25 protein-coding genes are annotated in these 17,622 nt (G+C 35.4%); 16 read left to right on the forward strand and 9 right to left on the reverse strand.

All coding sequences use genetic code 11. The annotated features are described in order from the left end of the window. Positions 1-7: 7 nt before the first annotated feature. The 11 genes from gcvPA to JFT89_RS27075 all read left to right on the forward strand — a co-directional run bounded on the left by gcvPA (position 8) and on the right by JFT89_RS27075 (position 7,936). The gene (gene gcvPA / locus JFT89_RS27025) at positions 8-1,351 is read left to right on the forward strand and encodes an aminomethyl-transferring glycine dehydrogenase subunit 1 (RefSeq protein WP_002067121.1); all 1,344 of its coding nucleotides are present in this window, start codon (positions 8-10) and stop codon (positions 1,349-1,351) included. Next, positions 1,348-2,823, forward strand: coding sequence for an aminomethyl-transferring glycine dehydrogenase subunit 2 (gcvPB, locus tag JFT89_RS27030; RefSeq protein ID WP_002122485.1), 1,476 nt, complete (start codon positions 1,348-1,350; stop codon positions 2,821-2,823). The genes gcvPA and gcvPB overlap by 4 nt, the downstream gene beginning before the upstream one ends. Before the next feature lie 285 nt (positions 2,824-3,108). Beyond that, the gene (locus tag JFT89_RS27035) at positions 3,109-3,312 is read left to right on the forward strand and encodes a DUF3929 family protein (protein WP_000262495.1); all 204 of its coding nucleotides are present in this window, start codon (positions 3,109-3,111) and stop codon (positions 3,310-3,312) included. A gap of 70 nt (positions 3,313-3,382) precedes the next feature. Beyond that, positions 3,383-3,574 carry a hypothetical protein gene (locus JFT89_RS27040; protein WP_002088608.1) on the forward strand — a complete coding sequence of 64 codons (192 nt, stop codon included), beginning with the start codon at positions 3,383-3,385 and terminating at the stop codon, positions 3,572-3,574. A 118-nt stretch (positions 3,575-3,692) separates the two neighbouring features. After that, on the forward strand, positions 3,693-4,067 hold the full coding sequence (locus JFT89_RS27045) for a GntR family transcriptional regulator (RefSeq protein ID WP_016096115.1): 375 nt from the start codon (positions 3,693-3,695) through the stop codon (positions 4,065-4,067). Positions 4,068-4,070: 3 nt separating this feature from the next. After that, on the forward strand, positions 4,071-4,943 hold the full coding sequence (locus JFT89_RS27050) for an ABC transporter ATP-binding protein (protein ID WP_002067128.1): 873 nt from the start codon (positions 4,071-4,073) through the stop codon (positions 4,941-4,943). Next, the gene (locus JFT89_RS27055; protein ID WP_002138319.1) at positions 4,924-5,589 is read left to right on the forward strand and encodes an ABC-2 transporter permease; all 666 of its coding nucleotides are present in this window, start codon (positions 4,924-4,926) and stop codon (positions 5,587-5,589) included. Before JFT89_RS27050 ends, JFT89_RS27055 begins: the two co-directional genes overlap by 20 nt. 14 nt (positions 5,590-5,603) lie before the next feature. Next, positions 5,604-6,236 (forward strand): ABC-2 transporter permease, encoded by a 633-nt coding sequence (locus JFT89_RS27060; RefSeq protein ID WP_002067131.1) that lies wholly within the window; start codon positions 5,604-5,606, stop codon positions 6,234-6,236. 32 nt (positions 6,237-6,268) lie between these two features. Then, positions 6,269-6,892 (forward strand): ABC-2 transporter permease, encoded by a 624-nt coding sequence (locus JFT89_RS27065; protein WP_002067132.1) that lies wholly within the window; start codon positions 6,269-6,271, stop codon positions 6,890-6,892. Between the two features lie 14 nt (positions 6,893-6,906). Next, positions 6,907-7,503: an ABC-2 transporter permease gene (locus tag JFT89_RS27070; RefSeq protein ID WP_002067133.1), complete on the forward strand. Its 597-nt coding sequence runs from the start codon at positions 6,907-6,909 to the stop codon at positions 7,501-7,503. 247 nt (positions 7,504-7,750) lie between these two features. Beyond that, a complete protein-coding gene (locus JFT89_RS27075; protein ID WP_016096117.1) occupies positions 7,751-7,936 on the forward strand; it encodes a hypothetical protein in 186 nt (61 codons plus the stop codon). 170 nt (positions 7,937-8,106) lie between these two features. On the opposite strand, the gene JFT89_RS27080 is transcribed toward JFT89_RS27075, so the two are convergent. From JFT89_RS27080 to JFT89_RS27100, 5 genes are all read right to left on the reverse strand, one after another. Then, positions 8,107-8,364 (reverse strand): DUF3975 family protein, encoded by a 258-nt coding sequence (locus JFT89_RS27080; protein ID WP_002067087.1) that lies wholly within the window; start codon positions 8,362-8,364, stop codon positions 8,107-8,109. Between the two features lie 15 nt (positions 8,365-8,379). After that, positions 8,380-8,694 (reverse strand): DMT family transporter, encoded by a 315-nt coding sequence (locus JFT89_RS27085; RefSeq protein ID WP_002015033.1) that lies wholly within the window; start codon positions 8,692-8,694, stop codon positions 8,380-8,382. Position 8,695: 1 nt separating this feature from the next. Beyond that, a complete protein-coding gene (locus JFT89_RS27090) occupies positions 8,696-9,028 on the reverse strand; it encodes a DMT family transporter (protein WP_000312339.1) in 333 nt (110 codons plus the stop codon). A gap of 71 nt (positions 9,029-9,099) precedes the next feature. Continuing rightward, a complete protein-coding gene (locus tag JFT89_RS27095) occupies positions 9,100-9,681 on the reverse strand; it encodes a TetR/AcrR family transcriptional regulator (RefSeq protein WP_002160509.1) in 582 nt (193 codons plus the stop codon). A 98-nt stretch (positions 9,682-9,779) separates the two neighbouring features. Next, the gene (locus JFT89_RS27100; RefSeq protein WP_016096118.1) at positions 9,780-10,757 is read right to left on the reverse strand and encodes a LacI family DNA-binding transcriptional regulator; all 978 of its coding nucleotides are present in this window, start codon (positions 10,755-10,757) and stop codon (positions 9,780-9,782) included. A gap of 316 nt (positions 10,758-11,073) precedes the next feature. Here JFT89_RS27100 and JFT89_RS27105 point away from each other — a divergent pair, with 316 nt between their 5' ends. After that, positions 11,074-11,610 (forward strand): hypothetical protein, encoded by a 537-nt coding sequence (locus JFT89_RS27105; RefSeq protein WP_002129065.1) that lies wholly within the window; start codon positions 11,074-11,076, stop codon positions 11,608-11,610. Between the two features lie 36 nt (positions 11,611-11,646). Here JFT89_RS27105 and JFT89_RS27110 read toward each other — a convergent pair whose 3' ends face one another. After that, positions 11,647-12,030 carry a rhodanese-like domain-containing protein gene (locus tag JFT89_RS27110; RefSeq protein ID WP_002015038.1) on the reverse strand — a complete coding sequence of 128 codons (384 nt, stop codon included), beginning with the start codon at positions 12,028-12,030 and terminating at the stop codon, positions 11,647-11,649. Positions 12,031-12,200: 170 nt separating this feature from the next. Between JFT89_RS27110 and JFT89_RS27115 the strand changes: the two genes are divergently transcribed. Then, on the forward strand, positions 12,201-13,037 hold the full coding sequence (locus JFT89_RS27115; RefSeq protein WP_002015039.1) for a lipoate--protein ligase family protein: 837 nt from the start codon (positions 12,201-12,203) through the stop codon (positions 13,035-13,037). A 28-nt stretch (positions 13,038-13,065) separates the two neighbouring features. On the opposite strand, the gene JFT89_RS27120 is transcribed toward JFT89_RS27115, so the two are convergent. From JFT89_RS27120 to JFT89_RS27130, 3 genes are all read right to left on the reverse strand, one after another. Further along, positions 13,066-13,905, reverse strand: coding sequence for a hypothetical protein (locus JFT89_RS27120; protein ID WP_016096119.1), 840 nt, complete (start codon positions 13,903-13,905; stop codon positions 13,066-13,068). 200 nt (positions 13,906-14,105) lie between these two features. Beyond that, on the reverse strand, positions 14,106-14,777 hold the full coding sequence (locus JFT89_RS27125) for a DUF1129 family protein (protein WP_016096120.1): 672 nt from the start codon (positions 14,775-14,777) through the stop codon (positions 14,106-14,108). Positions 14,778-14,782: 5 nt separating this feature from the next. Further along, complete coding sequence (locus JFT89_RS27130; RefSeq protein ID WP_000556081.1) at positions 14,783-15,100, reverse strand: PadR family transcriptional regulator; 318 nt, start codon at positions 15,098-15,100, stop codon at positions 14,783-14,785. Positions 15,101-15,256: 156 nt separating this feature from the next. Here JFT89_RS27130 and splB point away from each other — a divergent pair, with 156 nt between their 5' ends. The 3 genes from splB to JFT89_RS27145 all read left to right on the forward strand — a co-directional run bounded on the left by splB (position 15,257) and on the right by JFT89_RS27145 (position 17,545). Next, the gene (gene splB, locus JFT89_RS27135; RefSeq protein WP_002067092.1) at positions 15,257-16,282 is read left to right on the forward strand and encodes a spore photoproduct lyase; all 1,026 of its coding nucleotides are present in this window, start codon (positions 15,257-15,259) and stop codon (positions 16,280-16,282) included. A gap of 133 nt (positions 16,283-16,415) precedes the next feature. Then, positions 16,416-16,844, forward strand: coding sequence for a transcriptional regulator MntR (gene mntR / locus JFT89_RS27140; RefSeq protein ID WP_001143080.1), 429 nt, complete (start codon positions 16,416-16,418; stop codon positions 16,842-16,844). 53 nt (positions 16,845-16,897) lie between these two features. Next, positions 16,898-17,545 carry an HAD family hydrolase gene (locus JFT89_RS27145; protein ID WP_016096121.1) on the forward strand — a complete coding sequence of 216 codons (648 nt, stop codon included), beginning with the start codon at positions 16,898-16,900 and terminating at the stop codon, positions 17,543-17,545. The last annotated feature ends 77 nt before the right edge of the window (positions 17,546-17,622 follow it).

Below are 17,622 nucleotides of genomic sequence, written 5' to 3' on the forward strand. Positions count from 1 at the left end.
AGATTTCATGTTGCATCGTTATCTTCCAATGACAGAAGAAGACAAAAAAGAAATGTTACAAACGATCGGCGTTCAAACGATCGACGAATTATTCTCTGATATTCCAGAGAGTGTTCGTTTTAAAGGGGATTTAAAAATTAAAGAAGCAAAATCAGAGCCAGAGCTGTTAAAAGAGTTATCTCAAATGGCTAGTAAAAATGCTAATTTAAAAGAATATGCTTCTTTCTTAGGAGCAGGTGTATACGATCATTACGCTCCAGTAATTGTTGATCATGTTATTTCTCGTTCAGAGTTTTATACAGCTTACACACCATACCAACCAGAAATTTCACAAGGGGAATTACAAGCAATTTTTGAATTCCAAACAATGATTTGTGAATTAACAGGAATGGATGTAGCAAACTCTTCTATGTATGACGGAGGTACAGCTTTAGCTGAAGCGGCAATGCTAGCAGCTGGTCATACTCGCAAAAAGAAAATTCTTGTATCTAAGGCAGTTCATCCAGAATCAAGAGCGGTACTTGAAACATATGCAAAAGGTCAAAATCTTGAAGTTGTTGAAATTGATCATAAAAACGGTGTAACAGATTTAGAAGTATTACAAAGTGAAGTAGATGATACAGTTGCTTGTGTAATCGTTCAATATCCAAACTTCTTCGGACAAGTGGAAAAGTTAGCTGATATCGAAAAAATCGTTCATCAACAAAAATCATTATTTATCGTTTCTTCAAATCCATTATCATTAGGCGCATTAACACCACCAGGAAAATTCGGTGCTGATATTGTAATCGGTGATGCACAACCATTCGGTATCCCAACGCAGTTTGGTGGACCGCACTGTGGTTACTTTGCAACAACGAAAGCATTTATGCGTAAAATTCCAGGACGTCTTGTCGGACAAACTGTAGATTCAGATGGTAAACGTGGATTTGTATTAACGTTACAAGCACGTGAACAGCATATTCGCCGTGATAAAGCGACGTCTAACATTTGTTCAAACCAAGCGTTAAATGCATTAGCAGCATCAGTTGCAATGACGGCACTTGGAAAACAAGGTGTGAAAGATATGGCACGTCAAAATATTTCTAAAGCACAATATGCAAAACGTCAATTCGAAGCGAAAGGCTTCACTGTAACGTTCGCTGGACCATTCTTTAATGAATTTGTTGTAGATTGCAAACGTCCAGTTAAAGAAATAAATGATGTATTAATACAAAAGAATATTATCGGTGGTTACGACCTAGGCCGTGATTATAAAGAGCATGAAAATCATATGCTTGTAGCAGTAACAGAGCTTCGTACAAAAGAGGAAATTGACACACTTGTAAACGAAATGGGGGCTATCCAATGAAGAACCAAGACCAAGCACTTATTTTTGAAGTGACTAAAGAAGGACGCGTAGGATATAGCTTACCCAAATTAGATGTAGAAGAAGTAAAATTAGAAGATGTGTTTGAGAGTGATTATATTCGAGTAGAAGATGCAGAGCTTCCAGAAGTATCTGAACTTGATATTATGCGCCATTACACAGCGCTTTCAAACCGTAACCACGGTGTGGATTCTGGATTTTATCCACTTGGGTCTTGTACGATGAAGTATAATCCTAAAATTAATGAAAACGTAGCTCGTTTCGCAGGATTTGCAAATATTCATCCACTTCAAGATGAAAAGACAGTGCAAGGTGCAATGGAATTAATGTATGACTTACAAGAACATTTAATTGAAATTACAGGTATGGATACTGTTACGTTACAACCAGCAGCTGGTGCACACGGAGAATGGACAGGATTAATGTTGATTCGTGCATATCATGAAGCGAACGGTGACTTTAACCGTACGAAAGTAATTGTTCCTGACTCTGCTCACGGGACAAACCCGGCGTCTGCAACAGTAGCTGGTTTTGAAACAATTACGGTGAAATCAAATGAACATGGTCTTGTTGACTTAGATGATTTAAAACGTGTTGTAAACGAAGAAACAGCAGCACTTATGTTAACAAATCCAAATACATTAGGCCTATTCGAAGAAAATATTTTAGAAATGGCAGAAATCGTCCATAACGCAGGCGGTAAATTATACTATGATGGTGCAAACTTAAATGCGGTATTAAGCCAAGCACGCCCAGGAGATATGGGATTTGACGTTGTGCATTTAAATCTTCATAAAACATTTACAGGTCCGCATGGCGGCGGTGGCCCAGGTTCTGGTCCAGTAGGTGTGAAAGCTGATTTAATTCCGTACTTACCAAAACCGATTTTGGAGAAAACAGAAAATGGCTATCACTTCAACTATGATCGTCCAGAAGCAATTGGGCGTGTGAAACCATTCTATGGTAACTTCGGAATTAACGTTCGTGCATACACATATATTCGTTCTATGGGCCCAGATGGCTTGCGTGCAGTAACTGAGTATGCTGTATTAAATGCGAACTATATGATGAGAAGATTAGCACCATTCTATGATCTTCCGTTCGATAGACATTGCAAGCATGAATTTGTATTATCAGGTCGTCGTCAAAAGAAACTTGGTGTACGTACATTAGATATTGCAAAACGTCTGCTTGATTTCGGCTACCATCCACCAACAATTTACTTCCCATTAAATGTGGAAGAATGTATTATGATTGAGCCAACAGAAACAGAATCAAAAGAAACATTAGATGGTTTCATTGATAAGATGATTCAAATTGCTAAAGAGGTAGAAGAAAATCCAGAAGTTGTACAAGAAGCACCACATACAACGGTAATAAAGCGTTTGGATGAAACATTGGCTGCTCGTAAACCAGTTTTACGTTATGAAAAGCTAGCACCTGTACAAGTGTGATTGGAATAAAAAGAACTCGCTACATGCGGGTTCTTTTTTTTTGCAACATTGGTGCGGATAGAATGAAAAAAATGTTAAAAATTTATATTTTTTGTTTCATATTGCTGTAAAGATGCGGTTTTATAGGTGTTTTTGTTGAAAAAGTCGGTTTGATAAAAGTATTTATTTTTGTTAGAATTTTATTGAAATTAAGAAGATGTGATGAGGTAGAAATTACTCATTTTTATGTATATGTGAAAAAACGAGCAAGACGGGGGTGGAAGCGTGGGATATCGATGTTATAGAATGGTATACCATTTAGAAAATGGAGAAACAATTAAAGATGTAAAAGAATTTTGTTACCGAGACCAAGGGAAAGTGTTAGAAAGAGTAGCGCACCGTGTAATGGATAATAGAGAAGTGACAGCGATTGATAAACAAGGAACAATCATTTCAATAGCGTGTGAGGACATTGTAAAGGTAGAACTTGATTACATAACAGAAAGTTAACCTTGAGTCATATCGAATTATTCGATACAATATACTGTTGAATGGTGAAGAGAGAAGAGAGGAGTTTATCATGGGTAATACAAGACACTTTTATATGTTTATTTTAGCGTTTGTTCTTGTTGTGGCGTTAACGATTTATTTAATTGTTGATAGCAGCTGGTACAATACAGTTCATCCAGCATTCCTTCTTTTTATGTATGTAGGAATTGCGGTTGTTAGTTTCGGAATGAGAGACGAAATGTTAGATCGCTTTGAAAAGTGATACATATACGAAAGACCAACAGGAAAATGTTGGTCTTTTTTTCTTGCCAAAAATAGGATGTTGTGTATATACTGTGTATACAAGGTATATACAGTATATACACACACTGGAGGAAAACATGAATATTATTATTTCGAATTCTTCCCAAGACCCTATTTATGTGCAAATAAGAAAACAATTAAGCCAGCTTATTTTAAATGGTGGTTTAAAGGGTGGAGATCAATTACCGTCTATTCGCAGCTTAGCGAAGGAATTACAAATTAGTGTAATTACAACGAAGCGTGCATACGAGGAGCTTGAAAAAGAAGGATATATAGAAACTGTTGCTGGGAAGGGGACTTATGTTTCAAGTAAAAATAATGAACTATTAAAAGAACAGCGGCTACGTCTATTGGAAAGTAAAGTAGAAGAGATTGTGAATGAAAGTAAAGTGTTGCAGCTTTCACTGGAAGAGTTGCAACAGATGATTGCGTGTTTATACAAGGGGGAATAAGAGATGTTAGAGCTAAAAAACGTTTGTAAAACTTATCAAGATTTCTCAGTGAAAAATGTAAGTTTTACATTGCCACGTGGATATATTATGGGATTTATCGGACCGAATGGAGCTGGAAAAAGTACGACGATCAAAATGATTATGAATTTAATCAGAAAAGAGAGCGGTGATATAAAAATTTTTGGTAAGGACAATAAGAAAGCCGAAAAGGAAATAAAACAAAATATTGGTTTTGTATATGATGAAAATCATTATTACGAAGATTTAACGTGTGAGCAAATGAAACGGATTATTGCACCGTTATATAAAAAGTGGGACGAAAAGCAGTATCAATCGTATATGCAGAGATTACAAGTTCCAACGTATAAAAAGATTAAAGAGTTATCCAAAGGGATGAAAATGAAATTTGCGATTGCAATCGCACTTTCACACCATGCGGAATTCATTATTATGGATGAACCAACAGCAGGATTAGACCCAGTTGTTCGAAGTGAATTACTTGATATGCTGCAAGAAATTGTAATGGAAGATGAAGTATCTGTATTATTTTCAACGCACATTACGACAGACTTAGAACGTATTGCAGATTATATTACGTTTATCAATGATGGAGAAATTATATTTACTGGTGAGAAAGATGAATTAATGGAGAAATACGTAATCGTAAAGGGAAGTAATGATTTATTAGATCAAGAAGGAAAAGAGCTATTTGTTGGATTACGAAAAAATAAGTTTGGTTTCGAAGGTTTAGCGAAGGATAAACAAGCAATTATAGATTGGTTTGGAAATGAGGTCGTACTAGAAAATCCTACATTAGATGATATCATCGTTTACACTGCGAAAGGGAGAGGTGCCTATGCGTCAGCTCGTATATAAAGATTTATTCTTTTTTCGGGTAACTTGGTTAGTGTATTTTATTATGCCCATTGTTTTCTTTGGGTTAGAGCCAGATGGTGAATTGTTATTTCCATTGAGTTGCTTACTCATAACGATATCATCTTCTATGATATTAATAGCGATGGATGAAAAAAATAAAAGTGATGTTATTATAAATAGTTTACCTGTAAGAAGAAAGGATATCATTATTGCTAGATATATTTCAGGTGCAATATTCATTGTAGGTGGCATGATCTCTACTATGCTAGTTGTTTTTCTTATAAGAGGCATCACTGTCATTGGTGATATTGGAGTTTATCATCCTAATTTGTATATCGAAATTCCTTGGTATGGAGTAGTCAGAGGGGCTATATATTCTTTAGTTTATATTACAGCATTGTTCCCTAGTTATTATGGGACAAAATCAAAAATAGTACGTGGAATATTTTCAGGTGGAGCCGCTGGAATAGGTGTTATTACTGGAATGTTTATTGGTGACGGAGAAAGTACGACTGTATCATTCATTGATTGGATTATGAATCCATCACATCTTGGTTTGTTTATAGTTGGAGGTATGATATTAGCTAGTGTATATATCGCTTCTATGTTTCTTACAATTAAAATTTATGAAACGCGTGATTTATAGAGAGGAGAATTCATATGCAACAGTTGATTTTGAAGGAGTTTTTCTTACAGAAGAAGATGTTTCCTTTCTATTTTTTAATACCTATTTTATCTGTTTTTAGAAATTCCGTAGAACCGATGGGGATTGCAATAGGATTATTTATAACATGTAGTACGATTATATATATTTCTTTTTATTATGAAGAAAAAAGTAAAACAGAAAAAGTATTAGTGAGTTTGCCTATAATGAGAAAAGAGATAGTTATAGCTAAATATATTTCAAGCACATTATTTATTATAGTCGGTTTGAGTATAACTTCTATAGTCGTAATATTAGGAAATATTTTGTTGAACAGAGATATAGTTATTCCTGGATATGCAATATTTTCAGCAATAGTAGCAACTTTGATTTATTGTGTAGTAACGATACCTACTAATTACATTGGAGGATATAAAGCTACTACTGTCTTGAATGTGATTATGATTTTTCCTTTAATGGGTATGATTGGCCTTATGTGCAATATTTTTGGTGATAAAACAATCATGCTAAAAGTACTTCACTCTGAAGGTGCTATATTATCAATGAGTGTTCTTGGTATCGGATTGTTAGTAAGTATAGTCATATCCATGTTGCTCTCAATGAAAATGTTTCAGGAGACAGAGTTATAGAAGGAGCATTTTCATATTAGGAGGTGCAATAAATGATCAAGCAACTAGTCTTAAAAGATATGATGTTGCAAAGAAAGTTAGGGTTTGCTTATCTTATATGTTTGTTTTTCCTTGCTATTGTTGATTTTCGTAGTGATAGCTTCCTTATGACGATTAGCGTATCTATACCTTTTCTTGGCATGGTACTGTCAATGAGTTATGAGGGGAAAAATAAAAGTGAAATAATAGTAAATAGTTTACCGTTACAACGTAAAGGAATTGTCATAGCAAAATACATATTTGTAAGTATTTTAGTTGCGTTAGGGGGGATTCTCTCACTTGTGGTTGGTTTGATTCAGTTACAAAATGAACATATAACTGGATTTATGCTGTGGGGAGAAATTCTCGGAGGTATAACAGGTGGGCTTGTTTGTAGCATAATTGTACTTCCGATTGAATTCTCAGTAGGATATAACAGTGCAAAACAAATTGCTCCTTTTATCGGAATAGCATTTGGGTATTTGAGTGGACTAATTGTAAGTAACGTATGGTTAGATGTAGAGAATGTTTGGAGCACGAGTCTAGTCGTAAATGTTTGTTTTATAGCAGTGCTGCTTCTTTTATATATCATGTCTATGTTATTCTCAATTAATTTGTATAGTGAGCGTGATTTGTAAGAGAGAGGAGAATAGTGTTGAAACAACTAATTTTAAAAGATTTCATCATTCAATGGAAATTTTTAATTTGGTACATATTGTATCCTGTTTTCTTTTATATGGCTTTAACAGATACGGAAAATCTGTTCATAATTATGTCAGTAATTATTACAATTGGGGCAACAGTAAAAACATTTGAAGCAGATAGTAAAAATGAGAGTGAAGTTATAGTAAATAGTTTGCCAATATTGAGAAAACAAATTGTGTATACGAAATATATAGTAGCAATTATTATTCTTTTTATAAGCGTAACGATCGGTTGTTTCACGATGGGAATGAAGAATGGGGTTAACCTATTTGAATTTATTGAAACGACAATGGTTGCTAGTATTAGCTTTATTTTAGTGTATTTAAGTTTTGTTTTACCGATATCGTTTTGGCTAGGGTATAAAAAAACTATTTTTATTACGATAGTAATATTCATGGCGCCGATTGTTATTTTAGAAACTTTGTTTCAAATCAACCTGGAACAAATTCAACTATACAACAGCGTGTTATTCGTTAGTTCAATTTGCATGTTCATAGTATCTATCTTCGTTTCAGTGAAATTGTATGAGAAGAGAGAATTTTAAAAGGTGCCTTATATAAGGCACCTTTTTCAATAACGGCAATACGAGAGCAAAAGTTTATAAACAGAAAGGCTATTAGGCACATCTTTCGGAGTATGTAATATAAAGCTGAAAACGATAACGAAAATGAGAAAGAGGAAAAATAAAAACAGGATTTGCTTATGTATAGAATTCTGCATACTATCCACTCCTTTTTTAGGTAGTATGTCCAAAAGAAAGAAGGGTATGAAAAATTTTAGGAGGGAGAATGATGAAAAAAAGAAAATGGTTATATAGAATAGGAGTCCTTTTATTTTCAATTGGTCTCATATTAGCAAATTTTTACTCAGATATACCATCGCCATTTCCTAATTTGCATAAAGGGATTGGTATGAGTGTTGTCATAGCTGGTCTGCTTTGTCTGATCGCATCAAATTTCTATAGAAAATCTGAATGAATATAAAGTGAAACTTTAATCAGTGGGGGTTTTGTCCATCCCCACTGATTATTAGCCTTCACCAATCGGGCGTTTACGGGCAGCCCGACTCCCACCTAACTCCCTCGCATTCGCCGAATTTTGAGGTGGGGGTCTTACTGCCCGCGAATAGCGGGATAAAAAAAGGACAGTTACTTCTTGTCAGAAGAACTGTCCTTTTTAAATAATTTGTTCCATAGCTTGGCGATACTCCATATAATTACGATTGCAATGGAGGCGATAATTGACCAAGCGATAGATGCAATTTCAAGTGCCATGTTAGGAAGGAATGTAAGAATGGATAATACTTTATGAAACAGCCATTCTATTATATGAAAACTTATTTGTAATAGAATGACGACCCCAAGTGTGATCCATGTTAAGATTTGTTTTCCTTTTTCTTTCCACATGACATTCACCTCACGTTAGCCTAATAATTTTAAGCCAACAGCGCCGCATAGAATGCAGCTTAAGAAGGCAAGGCGGCGCCAATCCGCTGATTCACGGAAAATAAGAATACCGAGAAGTGCACTTCCGGCAGTTCCGATTCCAGTCCAAATTGCATAAGCAGTTCCCATTGGTAATGTATTCATTGCAAGGGATAAGAAGAAGAAGCTTACGCCGAAGTTAGCGATTAAAATAACTTTTGGTGCCCAGCCCTTCTTTTCAGTGGCTACTTTCATAAAGAGTACACCAACAATTTCACAAATACCAGCTAGAATTAAAAATACCCAAGCCATTTTATGCGGCCTCCTTCGCTTCTTTTTCTTCTGTTACTCGTTTTAAACCAATTACTCCGAAGAAGATTAAACCAATTAATAAAACTTTTACGATAGAGAAAGGTTCTCCGAAGATGAAAATCTCTGTAAGAACGATTCCACCAGCTCCAATTCCTGTAAAGACTGCGTATACAGTGCCGACAGGTAGATCTTTATATGCTCTAAATAATAAGACGAAACTAATTGTAATTAATAGAGCAACACCAGCCCACTCAAGTGGTGCCTCCGCTTTTTTAAGTCCAATAACCCAAAAGATTTCAATAATACCAGCTATGATTACATAAATCCATGCCATATGTCATTTCTCCTTCCTACCAGTCGTTAGGTAAAGGGCTTAAAAACGACGCATTGCAAAGGAGCAATCCGTCAGTTTGAAAGTCCGCGCCAAAATACTTTCCAAGAAGCTTCTAAACGTGTCTCAAAACGATTTAAACCTGCGTATAGTAGTTCAACCATAAGGCCGTCAAGTAAGCATAAAAAAGCCTCCAAAGCGTCTTTTACTTCAATGTTATGCAGTTCATCTTGTTCGCTTGCTCTTTTAAACACAGGGAATAAAAGTTTTCCGACATTTTCAATGTGTACATTCGCTTTATCAATAATTTGTTCGCGAAATGCATCCGGCGGAAAATAAGAAGTTCGTAACCAAAACATTGATTCTTCACTTTCACCAAATCGTTTTGCATAGCCTTTTAACAAATTTAAGAGCAATTCTTCAGTAGACGATTTGGAAAAATTTTCGATATCGTCTGTAAAGCTTTGCAAATCATTTTGAAGAGCGGATTCTAAGCATGTAAAATATAGCTCTTCTTTTCCTTTAAAGTGTGCGTAAATCGATGGCTTTTTAATCCCAACTTCTTGAGCAATATTTGCTAATGAAGTTCCTTCGTAGCCGTAGCGCGCGAAATGAGAAAGTGCTACAGCTTTAATGCGGTTTGCTGTCATTTTCATCCCCTACCTACCGTTCGTTAGGTTCATTATATGAGATAAAAAATATAAAGTCAATAGGTGAAGAACTGAAAAAAGAGTGCTATGGTTGGCACTCTTTTCTAGACTGTTTTTCGCTCAATTAAATGGAATGAAAGTTCTTCTGAGTTTCCAATAATGTGTTCGTTGTGTATCTGTTTATGAAATAAAGAAAAAGCACGTGATCCCATTGTGAGCCCAGGATGCTCAATAGTTGTAATTTCTAATGCTTTTGAAATTTCATGGTTATCAAATCCCAGGATAGCGAGGTCTTCAGGTATGCGAATGCCATGTTTTTTTGCCTCTGTTAATAAACCAGCAGCTACTTGATCGTTCGCTGTGAAAATAGCGGTTGGACGATTTTTCATGTTTAAAATACGATGAAGTATTTTTGCCCCGTCCTGCATCGTATAACATTGATGGAAAATCCAATCAGGGTATACTGTTTTTCCTTCGTGACGAAGAGTATCGGCGAAAGCTTTTTCACGCTCGATTGAATTAACACTTGTTTTTCTTGCTAAACAAATGCCGATTTTTTCATGACCTTTACTGAGTAAATAGGAAGTACCGAGACGGAATCCTTCGTAATGATCTACATAGACAGATGAAATGAGGGGATGGTTCATTTTTTCACATGAAATAATAGGGGCAAATTTTGCGAACGGTTCAATTTGTTCCCATGAACTCGTGCGAGAGCAAATAATCATCCCGTCAAATTGTTTCATTTTCATCATTTCAAGAACGCGAATTTCTTCAATACTATCGTAATTCGTTTGGCATAAATTAATATGATATCCAGCTGCTAACGCTTCGTTTCCGATTCCTTCAATGATCGTGCTAAAGTACGGAAGATTAATAAAAGGGAGCATAACCCCGATTGTATACGTTTTTCCCTTTATTAAATGGATAGCATTTATATTTTTTGCATAGTTCAATTCTTCAACTGCATCTAAAACACGCTTACGCTTTTCTTCTTTTACGTAAGGATGATTATTAAGAACACGAGAAACAGTTGATATAGATACACCAGCAGTTTTTGCAATTTGTTTTATATTGGCCATATGTATCACCTCTTTACTTAATTATAAGGGGAAAATAATAAGAATGAAAAAATCTTGACCTGAAAAGCTTTTCACAATCTATGTTATAAGCATGACTTCTGTTATTCGCGTAACCTTTTTATTTGGGCGTAAGAATAGCGAGGTCTTTTTTGTATGTCTGCAAAGAATTTTTGTCAAAATGTGTGAGAATAACGTGGAAAGTTTTCGGAGGAGGCGTTTGATAACGAAGCGAATAGAAGAGAGTATAAACGCTTCGCTCGTTAAGAGAGCGGTATGAAAGGGCGGAAACAAATTGAAAAAAGGAATCATTTGTTTCGTGTTTTCTAGTGTAATACTTAGCTCATGTTCATTTCAGCAAACGATGCAAGAAGAAAAAACATTTGTAGGAACAACAGGAGGGGCTAAGGACCGTGTTACTGATCCGATTCCCCTAAAGGAACTTCCAAAATATTTTCCGGCAAAGTTTAAAGTTCCAACGTTTTTACCTTATGACATTACGAGTGATGTGAAGGGAGAGGTAAGAACGATGGGAAAGAAGAATGCTGTCTTAACGATTAAATATAAGCAACAAGAGAAAGGAAGGCACGATTATATAGAATTAACAGTGGCCAACTTTTCTTACAGTTTTCCATACCTCGTAGAAGAGAATCGATTTCAAGAACAAATGAAATTGAATAATGGAGCACCTGCTTATTTTAAAAATAAGGATGATTACGAGAGAGGGGACGAATTTGCTACGCTTATATGGAAAGAGAAGGGGATTGAATATCAGCTATTATATCGTAATGTAGATGAGAAAGCTGAAGATGTGATTAAACAAAATCTGCTGTACATTGCGAACAATATGGAATGAAAAACTAGCTGCACTGTGCAGCTAGTTTTTTGTATATTATTTCTTTTTAATTTTTCCTGACCAAGATTTAAATCCACCTTTTAATTGGTAGAAATCTGTGTAGCCTTGTTTTTTTAAGTATTGAGCTGCACGACCTGTACGGAATCCGCTTTGGCAATATAAATAAACCGGTTGATCTTGGCGAAGTTCTTTGTGGCGAAGGCGAATTTGTGATAATGGAATGTTACGCGCACCTAAAATATGTCCCGCGTTAAATTCATCCGCTTCGCGAATATCGATAAGCTGTGCTTTACGGTAGCCAGCGCGAAATTCATCTTCTGAAAGTGTTTTAATTAATTTTTTCTGATAGAAATACATCCATACAGTGTAGCCGATGAATGCTGCAATTGCGGCTAGTATAATAATCAAGTTTGTTGACACGATTCTATCGCTCCCTTTTTTCTTATCCTACTTTCAATATTATAATGCCCATATGTATTTATGCAACAGATTCATTTGTATATAAGAAGAAATTTCGTATTCTTTCACAAATTTTGTCGAATTTGGTAGACTAGAGAATGTGAAAAATAATTGGTTATATGAGGTGCAGGATGGGAAAAGAAAAATGGTGTTATATTAACTCTGGTCAATGTTCACCAGCATTTAATATGGCGTTAGATGAATGTTTATTAAATTGGCAAAGTGCAAAGAAAATGTCACCAACAATTCGTTTTTATGAATGGGAAGTACCAACATTAACAGTCGGGTATTTCCAGCGTGTTGAAAAAGATATAAATATGGATGTAGTTAACGAAAAGAAATATGGATTCGTTCGTCGTCAAACAGGCGGCAGGGGTGTACTACATGACAAAGAATTAACGTACAGTGTTATTGTGTCTGAAGATCATCCGAATATGCCAAAAACAGTTACAGAAGCATACCGAATTATTTCGCAAGGCTTATTGGACGGTTTTAAGGCATTAGGATTAGAAGCGTATTATGCAGTTCCGAAAACAGAAGCGGATCGTGAGAATTTAAAAAATCCGCGTTCAGGAGTATGTTTTGATGCACCATCTTGGTATGAGATTGTAGTTGAAGGAAGAAAAATCGCGGGTAGTGCCCAAACACGTCAAAAAGGTGTTATCTTACAACACGGTTCTATTCCGTTAGAAATAGATTTAGATGAGTTATACGACCTATTTTTATTCCCAAATGAGCGAGTAAAAGAGCGTATGAAAAACATGTTTTCTTCTAAAGCGGTAGCGATTAATGAATTAACAGACCGCACATTTACGATTGAACAGTTAATTAAAGCGTTTGAAACTGGATTTGAAAAAGGTTTAGATATAGAGCTTGTGCCGTATGAACTAACAGAAGAACAGCTTCATGAAGTTCAAACTTTAGCAAAAGAGAAGTATGAAAGTAATGAATGGAATTATAAAAAATAAGGAGATGGCGACCGCCATCTCCTTATTTTTATAGTAAATTAAGTACTTTTTCTACTTTGATTCCTTTATCTTGTAAAGAACGAAGGCGATTTACAACGTCCATAATTTCTTTGTCGAATGTAACGCTAATACCTTGGCTTTGTAGTTCTTTTTTTAATCCTTCAATAGAATCATCTATGTCGATGCCAAGCTCGTAATCTTGACAAACTTCAATTGTCTTTTTCACAAGTTTAACATAATTTTCTTGTAGTTTTGTATTTGTTTCAGTCAAAGCAGATTGCTTCGGTTTTGTAGGAGTAACCGGTGCTGTCTCTTGCTTTGTAACTGGAGTAGGTACTGCTTTTTTCACAGGTGCTGGAGTAGATAGTTCTATAGCTGCTTCAACACTTACTGACTTCGGCGTTGGTACCGGAGTAGGTTTAGGTGCAGCGGGTGTTTCTACTCGCGTAATAGGCTTTGGAGCAGGTGTAACTGCTTTTGGAGCTTCTACAACTACTTCTTTTTTCGGAGTAGCTTCTACAACTGTTTCTTCTTGCTCAGCAGCTTCTTTATTTTCTTTGCTCCACATAACGCGTTCAACTTCTAGAGAAACATTGTTTTTGTTCATCGCTGTTAATGTAACTTTACCAACCTCAGCGTTCCCAGTGAAATCAACAATTTTATAAATAACACTCTTGTTCCAATCCACGTTTCCGCTCAAAAATAATTCTTCGTTACATTTTGGCGTTAAGCCCTCGATTTTAATTTCTGCGTTTACACCGTTTTCACTATATACCATAATTAGCGAAGCATTTACATCTTCGTCTGCTAACATTAGTTCACGTACCATTTTGCCGGTGCGTACTTGCGTTTTCTTCTTAACTGACATCAAATTTCTCCTCTCAAAAATTCAGTAATAATAAAAAAATCGTATAACGAAAAATAATTGCTCACGAAGATTTATGATACCGATAATAAAAGCATCACGTCAACAATTAACTTTAATTATTTTGCATTTTTCTTATTTTCTTTATGAAATTTTTCGATTTGTAAAATTATACAGAAGAAAAACAGCCGTTTGAAGGGCTGTTAAAAATTTGATTTTTTGTATAGTAATTTATATAAAATATAAAATAGAATAGCGATTAAAGCGTTTTGCCAAAAGGTTAGATGATAAATGAGATAAGGTTGTTTTTTGAAATAGACATTTAAAAATACAGCTGAACAAAATGGAGTAGCAAATGCAAATCCAAATAGAATCCTTCTTTTCCAATTCATCTTTTGATCAAAGGAATAGCGCTTTAATAAATATAAAATGAAAAGTATGCCTAGTATAATAAGTGAAACGAACAAAGTGGTTCCAGGGATGCTAAAAGCTGGGCTTAATTGTTCGATATTCTTCCCGAAGATTAAAATGAAAGTCGAAACAAGTGCATCTATTCCAAACTGTATAGCAAGAAGTAAGCTAATAATAAAACCGATTAAAGAAGTTTTTTCTAGCTTTGTTTGGGTTGGTAAAGCTGATATAAGTTCATCACAGTAAGATCGTAAATCATTTCCGAAAATATCATAAGCATTTTTATTTTCTGCTTGTGCTTCGATGAGATGATCTAATATTTCTAATAAAAGTTCTTCTACTTGATGTTCGGGTACGTTAGATAACCGAACATATACTAACATATCACCGTAAGCAGCTTCGTTTTCAGGTGTTAGAAATTCGCGTTTTTTATTGTTCAATTCAACCATGTCTTGCGCCTTCATCCCTATCACTCCCCTTGTAATAAGTTATTTACCGTCGTTGAAACCATTCCCCAACTTTTTTTAAATTCTTCAAGCTGTTCTAATCCTTTATCGGTTACGTGATAATATTTTCGTTTTGGACCGAGTGAGGAAGCTTTTAATGTTCCTTCAATAAGCTTCTCTTTTTGCATGCGTAACAATAAAGGATAGATGCTTCCTTCACTTACGAATGTAAAGCCGTGTTTATTTAATTTTGTACTTAGTTCATATCCGTACACTTCTTCTTGTGAAATGATATATAGAATGCAACCTTCTAGTACACCTTTTAACATTTGGCTGTGCATGATTTCACCACCTTTTATCCAGGTAACTTGCCTTGCAAGGTAGCTGTTATCTAAATTATAACAGTCAGTAACTTGCAAAGCAAGTTACTGAAGTGGAAAACTTTAATCTGTGTTAATTTTTTTTTGCTTCCCATACTAACGAGAGGAGGGAAGCACATGAAACCATTTATGCCAAAACTCGTTTACTTTGAACCGAGGGCACTCGAATATCCGCTTGGAAAAGAGCTTTATGAGAAGTTTACGAAGATGGGATTAGAAATTCGTGAAACGACATCACACAATCAAATTAGAAATTTTCCAGGGGAAAATGAATTGCAAAAGTATCGTAATGCAAAAGCAACACTTGTCGTTGGGGTGAGGAAGACGTTAAAGTTCGATACATCAAAACCTTCAGCTGAATATGCAATTCCGCTTGCAACAGGGTGTATGGGACATTGTCATTATTGTTATTTGCAAACGACACTTGGGAGTAAACCTTACGTAAGGGTGTATGTGAATCTAGATGAAATCTTTGAGAAGGCAAAGCAATATATGGATGAAAGGGCCCCTGAAATAACAAGATTTGAAGCGGCGTGTACATCAGACATCGTTGGAATTGATCATTTGACACATGCATTAAAGCGGGCGATAGAGTTTATCGGAGAAAGTGAACATGGACGTTTACGTTTCGTTACGAAATATTCGCATGTTGATCATTTATTAGATGCAAAGCATAATGGGAAAACGCGTTTTCGATTTAGTATTAATTCACGTTATGTGATTAAAAATTTTGAACCAGGGACATCGCCATTTGAAGAGCGAATTGAGGCTGCTCGTAAAGTAGCGGGGGCTAATTATCCTCTTGGCTTTATTGTTGCGCCAATTTATATGCATGAAGGGTGGGAAGAAGGGTACCGTGAATTGTTTGAACGATTGTACAATGAGTTAAAAGACATGACGATACCAAATTTAACGTTCGAATTAATTCAACATCGTTTTACGAAACCAGCCAAAAAAGTCATTCAAGAACGTTATCCGAATACGAAACTTGAAATGGATGAAGAGAAGCGGAAATATAAATGGGGACGATACGGTATTGGGAAATATGTATATCAAAAGGATGATGCAGAAGTATTGGAAGAAACAATACGAGGTTATATATATGAGTATTTTCCCGATGCAGAAATTCAATATTTTACATAAGGGGAATCTGGATTCTTTTTTTGTTTTATATATTTAGGCTCGTTTCCACCTTGTCACGTTATTCTTTCTGGTGTATCATTTTATTGATTGCTTCGTACGGAATAAGCAAAATGAAATTGGATGGAGGAAACCGATGCCTACCCCTAGTATGGAAGATTATATTGAACAAATTTATTTGTTGATTGATGAAAAGGGTTATGCCCGTGTATCTGATATTGCTGAAGCGCTTAGTGTACATCCATCCTCTGTAACAAAAATGGTACAAAAATTAGACAAAGACGAATATCTAATTTATGAAAAATATAGAGGGCTTGTATTAACATCAAAAGGTAAAAAAATCGGAGAACGTCTCGTATATCGTCATGAATTGTTAGAACAGTTTATGCGCATTATCGGTGTGGATGAAAGCAAAATTTATAATGATGTAGAAGGAATTGAACATCATTTAAGTTGGGAATCAATTGACCGTATCGGTGATTTAGTACAATACTTTGAACAAGATGAAGTTCGAGTAGAAACACTTCGTGGTGTTCAAAAAGCAAATGAAGAGAAAAGTAATTAAGGGGAACGTGTGGCGTTTCCTTTTTTATTTCAATCGAAAAGGACGGGAGAATAATGAAAGCAATTATTTTTGATTTTGATGGATTAATTGTGGACACAGAAACAATATGGTTTCACTCTTTCAGAGATGCTGTTCGTGAATACGGCGGCGAGTTACCTTTAGAGGAATTTGCAAAATGTATTGGAACGACAGATGAAGTGCTTTATGCATATTTAAAAGAGCAATTAAAAGAAAAATTTAACGAGCATGCATTAAAGGGAAAAGTAACAACTTTACATAAAGAGAAAATGAAAATACCAAAAGCGCGTGACGGGGTAAAAGAATATTTAGAAGAAGCGAAAGAACTTGGATTGAAAATCGCATTAGCCTCTAGTTCATCTAGGGAGTGGGTCGTTCGTTTTTTAGAAGAGCTACAAATTAGAGATTATTTTGAAGTGATTAAAACGCGAGAAGATGTAGAGAAGGTAAAACCAGATCCAGCTCTTTATAAAGTTGCGATAGAAGAATTAGGAATTGAATCATCAGAAGCCGTTGTATTTGAAGATTCATTAAATGGATTGAAAGCAGCGGTGGCAGCAGGATTAAAGTGTGTCGTCGTACCTAATGATTTGACAAGAAATTTGCAATTTGAAAACCATCACCTTCGTATCGAAAGTATGAAAGAGAAAAGTTTGAAAGAAGTGCTTCAACATATAAAGTGAAACTTTAATCAGTAGGGTTTTTCGCATCTTCCACTGATTATTAGCCCCGCACCAACCGGGATAAAAAAAGACCGTAT

Origin of the sequence: Bacillus sp. TH25 (genome assembly GCF_016650935.1) — a bacterium.
Taxonomy (GTDB): domain Bacteria; phylum Bacillota; class Bacilli; order Bacillales; family Bacillaceae_G; genus Bacillus_A; species Bacillus_A mycoides.